Genomic DNA, 12,629 nt, shown 5'->3' with positions numbered 1-12,629 from the left:
GCGTTTTGTTTTCGTGACAGCTTCACCTTGGGTAGGCTTTAACTCACTACAGTATTAATAGGGAAAATATGTCAGTTTTTGATCACCCAGAGTTCAATAATCATGAACACGTTGCGTTTTATCATGACGAGAAGGCGGGCCTAAGTGCCATTATTGCTGTACACAACACCAACCTGGGTCCCGCTCTTGGTGGTTGTCGTATGTGGCCTTACGTGAATAGTAGTGAAGCGCTAACCGATGTACTGAGATTATCAAAAGGTATGACATATAAAGCTGCTATGGCTAACTTAGAGCTTGGTGGTGGTAAATCAGTCATTATCGGTGATCCTCGAAAAGCCAAAACACCAGAAATGATGAAAGCAATGGGCAAATTTGTAGAGTCATTAGGCGGAAAGTATTTTACCGCGGAAGATTCGGGTATCTCAGTAACGGATTTGCAAACAATGGCAACCGAGTCTGATTATATAGCCGGCATTCACGCTAAGTATCATTACGCAGGCGAAGTACCAGATGGAAACCCAGCACCGTCTACAGCATATGGTGTGTTTGTGGGATTAAAGGCAACGGTAGAGTACGGTTTGAAGCGTAGCCTTGATGGCGTCAGTGTTGCTATTCAAGGCATGGGGCACGTTGGCTACCGTCTTGCAAAGCATTTACATGAACACGGTGCGAAGCTTTACGTTGCGGATATCTATCCTGAAGGCGTTGAAAAAGCTGTGTCTGAATTTGGCGCAACAGCGGTAGCACCAGAGGAAATTTTAAGTTTAGACGTTGACGTGCTTGCGCCGTGTGCATTGGGTGCGGCCATTAACGACCTATCATTGCCTGAAATTAAAGCTAAGGTCATTGCTGGCGCTGCAAATAATCAACTGGCACGTGAAGATATTGGCGAGTTGCTTCAGCAACGCGGTATTTTGTACGCGCCAGACTACGTAATTAACGCCGGTGGGGTTATTGATATCTTCCATCAGCGCATGGAATCAAGTTCTAACGAAGCATTACGCGCACACATTGAGCAAATCGGTGAGACACTTAAAGAAATTTATACTCGTGCAGAGCAAGAAGGGGCGGCCACTAACCGTGTAGCAAACCTTATTGCTGAAGAGAGATTTTCTTTAAAGGGTTGAAAACTCTGAACCAAATAGTCATAATGCGCCCCGCAGTCAAGCAGGGGCAAATGACTTTGCTTTGAATGCGATTTTCTATGGTGGGCTTTTGGTCCTCCCGCAATGATACTCTGTGAACCCGGTCAGGCCTGGAAGGGAGCAGCCGCAGCAGACGACTCATGTGCCGGGATGTGGCTGGAGGCCCGCCACCCAAACCTCCTAATCCTCATCTTTCTTAGATTTCTCAGTTTCATCTAAATACTTAAGTGCTTTACTGATCGCGTGCTCAACGTTCATTTCCATTTGATTACGCTCGCTTTGCGGTAAGTAAAAAGCCATATCAACTTCATACCGAATATAACGTGGTGGAACTTGGTTTAACGCAAGGCAGCACAAATCAGCTAAGTAATCAGGGCTTTTCGTGGTATCAAGCCCAAGCTTGCTAATTCTTTCTAATACTAGGTGTTCATAATAGTTGTGGATATCGTCATCAAGTTTCATATTCATTCCCCTTATAATTTTTGTTAGCGCCGTTCGTTGACCTGTTGTGTTGTACGAGGTAGCTACGCAGATAGAGCAGCCGTTTACCTTTCTAGATGGACACATTTTTATACACGTTAAGTGATACAACACGGGCCATGGCTATATATCCCTATAATGTATAGCTTGTATTCTGTGGATGTCGAGGTGACGGTGATAGAATTACAAAGATAAACAAAGCAATAAGGCAAGAACGACATGAAAAAGAATATAGAGCCCTGCTACTACGGTGATTACCTACAGCTTGATAAAATACTGGGGGCACAAGATTTACAGAGTGAGAAATACGGTGACGCGGCGCATGAAGAAATGCTGTTTATTATTGTCCACCAAGTTTACGAACTCTGGTTTAAACAGGTCCTTCATGAACTCAATGCAGTCATTGATACTTTCAATCAGGAAACGGTGAAAGATCAGCAGCTAACACTAGTTGTGCACCGCTTGCAGCGGGTAATACAAATTCAAAGTTTGATGAATGACCAAATTGCGATCATGGAAACAATGACACCACAGCAGTTTTTGTCGTTCAGAGATTACCTGGTGCCAGCATCTGGCTTTCAAAGTATCCAATTTAAACGCCTTGAAATATCGCTTGGTTTGAAGCGTGATTTCAGAATCGACTTCGATAAACAAAGCTTCTATAACCGGTTGACTGATAAAGACAGAGCTTTATTGGAAACGCTTGAAAGCAAACCTAGTTTGTTTGAGCTGGTCGATAAGTGGCTATCTAGAATGCCGCTTTTAAAAACAGAAGGTTTCGATTTTTGGCAATACTATAAAAATGCTGCCGATGAAATGTTGAAGGACGATCATCACACCATTTCAACCAGTGACATGCTGTCAGAGTCAGAGAGACGACAGGAGCTCAAAGACTTACAAGCAACCATAGAAAACTTTGATGCTTTATTTGACGATGCAAAATTTGAAACGCTGAGGGGGGAGGGCAAATTCCGCCTAAGTCATAAAGCATTGCTTTCTGCACTATTTATAAAGCAGTACTCAGAAGAGCCAATTTTCAATCTACCGTTTCAACTTATTACTGCGTTAACCGAAATTGATGAACAACTGACTATTTGGCGCTATCGCCATGCAATGATGGTTCAGCGAATGCTTGGTACTAAAATAGGCACGGGTGGTTCTTCGGGACATCATTATTTAAAGAAGACCACTGAGTCTAACCGCATCTATTTGGACTTTTTTAACATGGCAACATTCTTATTGCCGAAAAGTGCGCTGCCAGAATTGCCTGAACCTGTAAGAAGGCGACTAGGGTTTTATTTGCAGTAAGTATTGACCGAGAATATGTGCCGTGTGAAAACCGGGAATGCTTAACTTACATTTCCGGTATTCTTGAAGACTGTGATTCTAAGGTAGAGTGTTGAATTTTCCACTCCCGAGTCTGAAAACTAGCGTCAATATCATTAAGCAAAAATTAATACTTATTTCAAACTCCGATAATTTGATTTCACGGTACAAAAAACGACCTGAAAAAGAGTGATAAATAACCTGTAAAGTAGGGTGGTACAAAAAACAAACAAAAAAAATTTAACTATTTTTGTTGTTGTCTAAATTGTTGTTTTTATTTGTTTATTTGCGATTTTGTAGCAAATTAATTACATGTTTCATAAAACCTAATAAAAAAAAATTGAACTTTTCCGAACCGTTTATCTGATCCTTATTGACCCTGAATTGAGCTTGTGTTTATTATCAATATGAGGTCCAAAGCCTTACTAATAATAAATCGTTATAAAGACGATGCTCGAAATGCTAAAACGTATTTTCAAGTCCAGGGAGACAATACATGTTTACAAATTCTAAGCTGGCTAAATCAGTCAAGCTAGCGTGCGCGTTTAGTGCTGCGTCCGCTTTCTCATTTTCTGGTGCAGTTCACGCACAGGAAGAGCAAGAAGCTGTTGCTGTTGAAAAAATCGAAGTAACAGGATCACGTATCAAGCGTACTGACCTAGAAGGCGCTGCTCCAGTTGTTTCAATTACAGCTGCTGATATTAAACTAGAAGGTGACTTTACTGTTGCTGACGCGCTGCGTTCAAGCTCACTAAACTCTTTCGGTTCATTCTCTGAGCGTTCAGGTAGTTCTGCACAGTCACAAGCTACAATCAACCTTCGTGGTGCTGGTTCTCGTCGTACACTAGTACTTCTAAACGGTCGTCGTTTCCCTGGCTCACCTACGCTAGGTGGTGCTTCTGCAAACCTTAACGCTATTCCAATGGCTGCGGTTGAGCGTATCGATATCATGACTGAAGGTGCATCTTCTATCTATGGTTCTGACGCGATGGCTGGTGTTGTAAACATCATCCTTAAAGACAACTTCGAAGGTCTAACTTTCAACATTGGCGCGGGTATGCGTGACCAAGACGAAGGTACTACTTCTTCTGAATTCTCTGTTGTTGGCGGTATTTCTAACGACAAAGGTAACGTAACGTTCTCATTCGATCACCAGCGTCGTGAAGGTATTTCTGATGCAGATCGTGATTACACTAAAGCAAAAATTGGTGACTTCGACGGCGACGGCGATATCCAAGCTTACACTGCAGATACTGTAGGTTGGTCTTACTTCGGTGCAACAGTATTGTCTCCAGACTTCTCAGAAGCTCAGCCTTCACTTCTTTGTGATAGCCTAATCTCTGAATACGGCGAAGATACATTCCGTCGCGTAGACGCTGACGAAGATTGGGGCGAAGGTTCTGAGTACTGTATGTATGCGTTTGCTAACGTGTCTTACAACACAGCATCAATTGACCGTAACACACTGTATGTAAGTGCCGATTACGAAGTAATGGAAGATGTTGAGTGGTTCGGTCAAGCAATGGTTGTTCAAAACTCTTCATTCGGTCGTTACGCTCCACCTGCTGCGGCATGGGAAAACATGTCAGCTGACAACCCACACAACCCTTACGGTGTTGATGGCGCGTACGGTTTATTCCGTTGGGTTGGTATCGGTACTCGTGACGGTAACGTAGACGACTACAACCAAGATTACACAACTGGTCTTCGCGGTATGCTAGACTGGAACAATGCTGAGTGGGAAGTTTACTACCACTTCAACATGGCTGACAACAAGTCTGTAGGTCAGTACTACCTGTCTTACTCAGGTCTTGCTTACAACGAGCAAAATGGTATCGACCTAGGTTCAGACGAAGGCGTTGCAAACATGAAAGCAACAACCCTTCAAGAGTCTAGCTCACGCTTCCACCAGTACTATGCAGGTATCGGTTTCGACATGTTCGAACTACCTGGTGGTATGGTTGCACACTACTTCGGTGCTGAGTTCTTTGAACAGACTTACGCTGACATCTATGACGGTCAGTCTGAAGCTGGTCTAATCGGTGGTTCTGCAGGTAACTCATCTATGGGTGACCGTGATGTAACAGCTTTCTTCTTCGAATCTGTACTTCCAGTATCTGACACTGTAGAGCTAAACATCAAAGCACGTTACGATGATTACTCTGATTTTGGTAGCAAATTATCTCCAGCAGTATCTGCTCGTTGGGAAGTTGCAGATGGCCTAGTACTTCGTGGTTCTTACTCTGAGTCTTTCCGTGCGCCAGGTCTTGACCTTCTAAACGCTGCACGTACTTTCTCTGCAGAAGATGCAATTGACTACAACAATGGTTCAACTGTTGAACGTCAATATGACACGTACTACACAGCTAACTCTGAGTTAGATGCTGAAACTTCTGACTACATCAACCTTGGTGTTGCTTACGATGTAAACGACAACCTAAGTGTTAAACTTGATTACTTCAACCTATCGATTGATAACGTAATCCAAGCGAAAACGCTTCAAAACCTACTTTCTGACGAGGCTGCAGGTCTAATCACTGCGGTTTCAGTAGATACTGATACTTCAGACGAGACTTTCTACCTTAAGCGTGCGGCGTCTGGTGTTCTAGTTGAAGCTGGTACGTCTTACTTCAACGGTGCAGGTTTTGAAATTGAAGGTATCGACTTTACTCTTAATGCGAACCTTGAAACTGAATTCGGTAACTTCCGCTTCCAGAACGTTAACTCATTCGTACTATCTTACGACACTGAAGTTGGCGGCATCGTTCAGGATATCGCTGGTTGGTCTGGTAGCCCAGAGTTCAAGTCAGTTGCTACTGCGGTTTGGAGCTTCGAAGAGCATACTCTTGCTTGGAACATGACTTACACAGACAGCACGTCTGAGTTTGAAACAGCGCCTAAAGATGCAGATGGCAACACTATTGTTGGTCCTTACGACATCGCTGGTAAGCTTGATAGCTGGTTAATCCACAACGTAACTTACACGTTTGATATGGCTGACTACGGTTCAATCACTCTTGCTGTTAACAACGTAACAGATGAAGATCCAGTATTCTCATCTAACGGTACGTGGGACAACCAAGACCTATATAACAACTTTGGTCGTGACTACCGTCTAAACTACCAAATTAGCTTCTAATTATAGAATCTAGATAAAAAAGGCCGAGCAATCGGCCTTTTTTTATTTGTGGACAAATAAATTTACCTTTTACAGTGCTCAGCACCAATTAAGAGAACTTTTCATGAATAGTTATTGGAGTGAATACTGGCAGCAGGGCCACGTTAACTCTTTTGCCGATTCAACAAGTCGTAATTATGAAGGCGAGCTTGCAGAGCAATGGTTGGCGTTTTTTAACGAAACGAACGTTCATGGTGGAAAGGTTGTTGATCTTGCGACAGGAAACGGCGCCCTTATCGACCTTGCAGTAAATGTTGGTAATTTCTGCGAACCTGAATATATTGGTGTCGACTACGCGACCTTAAAAATAGGCGATAGTCTTAGGCAGCCAAAGATCTGCTTTTTGCAAGAACAGAATATTGAGTCGCTACCATTTGCAGATAATGAAGTGACCGCTGTCGTTTCCCAGTTTGGTATCGAATATAGTGTCCTGAATCTTACACTGAATGAAGTAAGTCGGATTTTGCAGCCTGGTGGAAAGTTTAGAGTGGTGGTCCACCGAAAGGAAAGCGTAATTGTTGCCCCAAATTTTCAAATTCTAAAGGTTATACAAACGCTTCAAGAAAAGGGGAGTCCTTTAGATGCTCTTAAGCGCTTAGTGGCTGCGTTAAACGAATCGACTAAGCCAAGCCCGGAAAAAGAAACCATTCGAACCGAGCTGAATGAAAAAGTCGGAAAACTCGTCGATGAATATAAACAAGCATTGTACGATACAAATTTCCCCAAGCTTTTGAAGACGGTCTTGAATCCGAATATTTCGTTTTCACAAAAAGAAACTATCTTCAAAGAGTACGACAAAGAGCTAGAATCTCACGGTGTTAGACTATCTGATTTAATTAATGCAGCTAGAGATGCCGAAGAAGTTACGTTACTCAAAAGTAAATTAGCGTGTAACGATTTTGTTGATATTTGCGCTTCAGACGTTGTTGACAAAAAAGGTTTAATAGGCACAACAATTAGTGCCGTAAAGAAGAAGTAATCGGACGTGTTTGTAGTCACTAACTGTGAATTTTTATGCGTAACGTGTCCTTCAAGTTAATTTATTAACAAACAAATTGCATAAAAGGTGATTAATTGGGCGCTGAGTGAACAATTAACCTCCACTTCTATGGTGCAAGTGCTTTGCTAACTTGACTCTACCGAGTAATCCATGTGAATATACCACGTTCGTAGTAGTGCATTTTCATATCATTACTACATTCCTGAAACAAAATTGTGAAAGTTTTATACGCCCCTTGCCCGAATATTTTCCTATCGGCGAGGATTCAAATAAGAAATTTGGTTGGGAACTATGTCCAAAATGAGCAAGAGAACTCTTATTGCTTCTACTGTTATGGGTGCATTCGCACTAACAGGTAGCGCAGTCTCTGCAGATACGCTTGAAGATCTTCATAAAGAAGAAGCGAAAATCCACGCGGCTGCAGCGAAATCTCAAGAAAAAATCAATACGTTGTTTGAACAATCTCAAGAACTACTTGTTGAGTATCGTCAAACAGTAGATGAGACAGAAAACCTTAAAATCTACAACGATTACATCGCTAGCCTAGTTGCTGATCAGCAGCGCGGTATCGATTCGTTGCAACGTCAGATCGACAGCATCGAACAAACTAAGCAGGGCATCGTTCCTCTTATGTTCCGCATGATCGACAGCCTAGAACAGTTCATCAAGCTAGACCGTCCAATTCACTTAGACGAGCGTCTTCAGCGTGTTGAGCGTCTTCGCGACCTTATGGCTAACTCTAACGTAACTGTTTCTGAGCAGTTCCGTCAGGTACTAGAAGCTTACCTAGTAGAAGTTGAATACGGTACTAAGATCAATTCTTACCAAGGTACTATCGACGACGCGGGTACTGAAGTTACTGTTGACTTCTTTAACCTTGGTCGTACGGCGCTAGTTGCACTTTCTCTTGACCAGACTCACGCGTGGGTATGGAACAACGAGAGCCGCGCTTGGGAAAAACTGGGTGACGAGTATCTGTCTTCAGTTGTTGACGCAGTTAAGATGGCTAACAACGTCATTCCTGCGGATCTGATTAAACTACCAATTAGCGCAGCGGAGTAATTGTTAATGAAACCAGTATTCAAATCTCTTTTAGCCGCTGCGACAGTTGCAGTTGCAGCAACCGGAGCGCAGGCTCAGGAAGCAAAGAGCCTGAAAGATCTTCTAGACCAGGTTCAACAGAACCGTGTTTCTGAAGCTCGCCTAGACAAGCAACGCGAAGCTGAGTTCCAATCAGCACGTGCTGACAAACAAGCACTTCTTCGCAAGGCACAAGCAGACCTTAAAGCTGAACAAGCACGTGGCGACCGTCTACAGAAGCAATTCTCAGACAATGAAGTTACGCTAAATGAAAAGGCTGCTGAACTTGACCAAGCTACAGGTACACTTGGTGAAATGTTCGGTGTGGTACGTCAAGCATCTTCTGAAGCTTATGGCCGTATCTCTACGTCTATCGTAAGTGCACAATTCCCTGGTCGTGGCCAGTTCCTAGCTGAAATGTCAGAAGACTCTAAAGGTCTTCCAAATATTAAAGAACTAGAAGACCTATGGTTTGCTCTTCAAAAAGAAATGACTGAAGGCGGTGAAGTAGTTAAGTTCACTACAGAAGTAGTTAACCTTGACGGTGGTTCTTCACAGCAAGAAGTTGTTCGTGTTGGTACTTTCAACCTTGTTGGTGAAGCTGGTTACCTAGCGTATGACGCTGAAGCTGAAGTTGTTCAGCCTCTAGGTCGCCAACCAGACGGTCACTTCGTAGCTTCTGCTGACGAACTAATTGACGCAACTTCTGGCTTTGTTCCTTTCTATGCTGACCCTTCTCAAGGTGCAATCCTTGGTCTATTGAAGCAGAAAGCGACAATGGCTGAGCGTTATCACGCGGGTGGTCCAGTTGGTTACACAATCACAGTTATGCTTGCGATTGGCCTACTAATTGGTATTTACAAAATGATCACGCTTACGATCACTGGTGGCAAAATGCGTTCGCAGCTTAAGAACGTAAACAATCCTTCTGAAGGTAACCCACTAGGTCGTATTCTTAAAGTTTACCAAGAGAACAAGACTGCTGATGCAGAAAACCTTGAGCTTAAACTAGATGAAGCGATTCTTCGCGAGCTTCCAAAAATTGAAAGCGGCATCAACGTTATCAAGATTTTCGCAGCGATTGCTCCTCTACTAGGTCTACTAGGTACAGTACTAGGTATGATCGAGACATTCCAAACCATCACTCTATTCGGTACAGGTGACCCACGTATGATGGCAGGAAGTATCTCAATGGCTCTTGTAACTACTGCTCAGGGTATTATCGCGGCTCTGCCTCTAATTCTTACTCACAGCATCGTAGCTTCTCGTAGCAAATCAATCATCCACATTCTTGATGAGCAAACTGCGGGTATCGTAGCTGCTCACTCAGAGTCGGAGAAAGCGTAATATGAATTACCTGATTGGATTATTCGAATCGGTCAGGGACTTTATCGCTACCGGCGGTGACGTACTTTATTTCGTTGCTGCCGCGCTCTTTCTCATGTGGGTTTTAATGATTGAGCGTTACTGGTATTTAACCTCGGTCTTTCCAAAGGTGAAGAAAAACATCATCGCAAATTGGGATGCCCGAGCAGATACTACATCATGGTATGCGCATAGAATCCGTGACGCGTGGATTTCTCAAGCGTCAGACGACCTAAACGCTAGAATGCTGATTATCAGAACCATTATTGCAATGTGTCCACTAATCGGTCTACTTGGAACAGTAACCGGTATGATCAGTGTTTTCGAGACAATGGCAACGCAGGGCACCAGCAACGCTCGTCTAATGGCTGCTGGTATCTCTATGGCAACTATCCCGACAATGGCGGGAATGGTAGCTGCGCTATCTGGACTGTTCATCAGTTCACGTCTTGAAGCGAAAGTGAAGCTGGCAAGAGAAGGGCTAGTTGATAGCCTGCCACATCATTAGAGAGAGAGATTATGGCTCGAAAAGTCAGAACCGAGGAAGAAGATGCACAGATCGACATGACTCCCATGTTGGATATCGTGTTTATCATGCTGATCTTCTTTATCGTTACCACTGTTTTCGTTAAAGAAGCAGGGATCGAAGTCAACAAGCCAGATGCGAGCCAGGCGATTCTTCACAAAAATGCAAACATTTTCATCGCCGTAACTGAAGACGGAAATGTTTGGCTAGACAAGCGTGAAGTAGCGCCGGACAGCGTAAGAGCGAATATTGAAAGACTGCTTACCGAGCAGCCTACAGACTACGTAATCATCCAAGCTGACGTTAAAGCGAAGCATGGTTTAGTAGTTGAGATTATGGATCAGGTTAAAGCCGCTGGCGTTAACCGAGTCTCGGTAGCGGCAAGGGGATAAGATGTTACGTATAATTGTATCTATACTTTTAGGTGCTGGTGTTGCATTTGCCCTTTTCGTTCTAATGGCCAAGTTGATTGAAAATTCATCTAGACCAGCAGACGAAGTACCGCCTGCACCGGTTATCGATATTGTAATGCAGGAACCAGACGACCAAACGCAAACGCGTACTCGTGTTCCACCACCACCGCCGCCTCCGCCGCCATAGCCTCCTAAAATGGAGCAAGTTGAGCCGGAAACTGCGGAACCTGATGCAGATGGCTTTAGCTTAGCTATTCCAGCTATCGACACAGGTGGTGTTGGTGTAAACATTGGTGGTGTTGGTGCAATGCAACGCGATGGTGAAGCAACACCTATCGTTCGTATCGACCCGAAATATCCACCTGATGCAGCTCGTGATGGCCGTGAAGGTTGGGTAAGACTATCTTTCACTATCAACGAAGTTGGTGGTGTTGAAGATATCGAAGTTATCGAAGCTGAACCTAAGCGCGTATTCGACCGTGAAGCACGTCGTGCTCTACGTAAGTGGAAATACAAGCCTAAGATCGTAGATGGCAAGCCGGTTAAACAACCTGGCATGTTCGTCCAGCTAGACTTTAAACTGGAGCAATGATCATGATGAAACGTTCATTCAAAATGTCAGCCGTTGCTTTAGTGCTAGGTGCAGGTGCGGTGCTTTCAGCACCCGCTGCCCTGGCGCAGTCAGCACCTGTTGTTTGTCCTGGATATGAGAAGGGAAAAACAACGCTAGTAGGTGAGCGTACCGGTAAGAAAGTTCAAAAAGCTTTTGAATTCTATAATGAAGACCAGCTTACTGAAGCGTTAAACGTTCTTTATGAAATCGATCCTTCTGACGATTTCGACAAGGCATACGTTAAGCGTTTCATCGGTAACTTATTGGCTTCACAAGAAGGTCAGGGCGGTAAGGCGTTAAACTATTTGGTCGACTCTGTTCAACCAAAAGTTCTTAACGACACAGAGCACTCTCAAACACTTAAATTGATAGGTGATTTGAGCATGCAGGAAGAGAAATACACTGATGCCATCAAATGGTATAACAAGTGGATGGAATTTACCTGTAAAGAAGATGCTGACGTGTACACGCGTTTGGCGCAGGCTTACTTTGAATCTAAGCAACTTGCTAAGATGGTTGAGCCAGCAGACAAAGCAATTGCTTTGTATGAAGAGCCAAACAAAAACCCTTACGTACTTAAATTGACTTCTTACTACGAGCGTAAGATGTACCCAGAAACGGTTGCTGTTGCAGAAGAGTTAGTTAAGACTTTTCCTCAAGAGAAAACCTGGTGGTCGCGTCTTGGCTTTTTCTATATCTTAGTTGAAGACTACAAAAAAGGTCTTTCAACACTAGAACTTGCTTATATGCAGGGCTATCTAGAAAAAGATTCAGAAATCAAAACGCTTGCTCAGCTTTATCAAAGTAACGGTATGCCTTACAAGGCTGCTAAGTTACTTGAGAAGCACATGAAAGAAGGCTTGTTGAAGAATGATGCCGATATGCTAGCTAACATTGCTAACGCGTATCACCAGGCGAAGAACTTCAAAACTGCAGCAAACCTGTACGCTCAGGCTGCCGCAAAGAGTTCAGATCCTGAGCACTATCGTAAGCAAGGTACACTTCTACTTGTAGCTGAAGACTATAAAGGCGCTATCAAAGCACTAGAGAATGCTCTAGAGCGTGGCGCTGAAGACCCTGAGAAGATTCACTTCACGTTAATGGAAGCGAACTTCTACGCAGGTAACTTTAAGTCTGCTTACAAACATGTACTAGAAGCTAAGAAAGATCGCTCACTACGCCGCAACGCTGCAGCGTGGGAACCTTATATCAAGGAAAAAGCGAAAAACCGTGGTATTAGTATTTAATATGCGGTTTGACTAGTCCTGAAATAGGTTGACACTTATTTCGGTTAAAACGCCCGATGTATTTCATCGGGCGTTTTGTATTTAAGGGCCAGATGTGGCCTCCTACCATTATAGATAGCTACTGACTCTGCAACCATCTTTCTCGCTTCTTCTAAATCTCTTGGCTTATGGAGTAAGTATTCATTTTTAAGAATACCGTTTATCCGCTCTGCAAGGGCGTTTTGATAGCAGTCGTAGCCATCTGTCATTGAGCACT

Annotated in this window: 11 protein-coding genes, 1 other RNA gene and 1 pseudogene; 11 read left to right on the top strand and 2 right to left on the bottom strand. The window is 43.6% G+C overall.

Features of this window, described 5'->3' with window-relative positions; genetic code table 11:
- Positions 1–68: 68 nt before the first annotated feature.
- Both BGK61_RS13625 and ffs read left to right on the top strand, forming a co-directional pair.
- Positions 69–1,127, top strand: a complete 1,059-nt coding sequence (locus tag BGK61_RS13625; protein WP_014997693.1) for a Glu/Leu/Phe/Val dehydrogenase dimerization domain-containing protein — start codon at positions 69–71, stop codon at positions 1,125–1,127.
- 86 nt (positions 1,128–1,213) lie between these two features.
- Positions 1,214–1,310: signal recognition particle sRNA small type (gene ffs, locus BGK61_RS13620), an RNA gene on the top strand.
- A gap of 15 nt (positions 1,311–1,325) precedes the next feature.
- Here ffs and BGK61_RS13615 read toward each other — a convergent pair.
- Positions 1,326–1,607, bottom strand: coding sequence for a late competence development ComFB family protein (locus BGK61_RS13615; protein WP_014997694.1), 282 nt, complete (start codon positions 1,605–1,607; stop codon positions 1,326–1,328).
- 237 nt (positions 1,608–1,844) lie between these two features.
- Between BGK61_RS13615 and BGK61_RS13610 the strand changes: the two genes are divergently transcribed.
- The 9 genes and pseudogenes from BGK61_RS13610 to BGK61_RS13570 all read left to right on the top strand — a co-directional run bounded on the left by BGK61_RS13610 (position 1,845) and on the right by BGK61_RS13570 (position 12,373).
- Positions 1,845–2,933: a tryptophan 2,3-dioxygenase family protein gene (locus BGK61_RS13610; protein ID WP_014997695.1), complete on the top strand. Its 1,089-nt coding sequence runs from the start codon at positions 1,845–1,847 to the stop codon at positions 2,931–2,933.
- Positions 2,934–3,447: 514 nt separating this feature from the next.
- A complete protein-coding gene (locus tag BGK61_RS13605) occupies positions 3,448–6,090 on the top strand; it encodes a TonB-dependent receptor domain-containing protein (RefSeq protein WP_076012763.1) in 2,643 nt (880 codons plus the stop codon).
- A 103-nt stretch (positions 6,091–6,193) separates the two neighbouring features.
- Positions 6,194–7,108 (top strand): class I SAM-dependent methyltransferase, encoded by a 915-nt coding sequence (locus BGK61_RS13600; protein WP_076012764.1) that lies wholly within the window; start codon positions 6,194–6,196, stop codon positions 7,106–7,108.
- A gap of 321 nt (positions 7,109–7,429) precedes the next feature.
- Positions 7,430–8,191 (top strand): DUF3450 domain-containing protein, encoded by a 762-nt coding sequence (locus BGK61_RS13595; RefSeq protein ID WP_014948702.1) that lies wholly within the window; start codon positions 7,430–7,432, stop codon positions 8,189–8,191.
- Positions 8,192–8,197: 6 nt separating this feature from the next.
- Complete coding sequence (locus BGK61_RS13590) at positions 8,198–9,556, top strand: MotA/TolQ/ExbB proton channel family protein (RefSeq protein ID WP_014978639.1); 1,359 nt, start codon at positions 8,198–8,200, stop codon at positions 9,554–9,556.
- Position 9,557: 1 nt separating this feature from the next.
- Positions 9,558–10,082 (top strand): MotA/TolQ/ExbB proton channel family protein, encoded by a 525-nt coding sequence (locus tag BGK61_RS13585; protein ID WP_012517736.1) that lies wholly within the window; start codon positions 9,558–9,560, stop codon positions 10,080–10,082.
- Positions 10,083–10,093: 11 nt separating this feature from the next.
- Positions 10,094–10,492 carry an ExbD/TolR family protein gene (locus BGK61_RS13580; RefSeq protein WP_012517737.1) on the top strand — a complete coding sequence of 133 codons (399 nt, stop codon included), beginning with the start codon at positions 10,094–10,096 and terminating at the stop codon, positions 10,490–10,492.
- Position 10,493: 1 nt separating this feature from the next.
- Positions 10,494–11,105: pseudogene (locus BGK61_RS13575) on the top strand (energy transducer TonB).
- A 2-nt stretch (positions 11,106–11,107) separates the two neighbouring features.
- A complete protein-coding gene (locus tag BGK61_RS13570; RefSeq protein WP_014997703.1) occupies positions 11,108–12,373 on the top strand; it encodes a tetratricopeptide repeat protein in 1,266 nt (421 codons plus the stop codon).
- 44 nt (positions 12,374–12,417) lie between these two features.
- Here BGK61_RS13570 and BGK61_RS13565 read toward each other — a convergent pair.
- On the bottom strand, positions 12,418–12,629 hold a 212-nt coding region (locus tag BGK61_RS13565; protein ID WP_157888798.1), incomplete at its 5' end, for an integrase core domain-containing protein.

This window comes from Alteromonas abrolhosensis, from assembly GCF_001953635.1.
GTDB classification, from domain to species: domain Bacteria; phylum Pseudomonadota; class Gammaproteobacteria; order Enterobacterales; family Alteromonadaceae; genus Alteromonas; species Alteromonas abrolhosensis.
The sequence above is the reverse complement of the archived record's forward strand: the minus strand, read 5'-3'. Positions and strand labels throughout refer to the sequence as shown.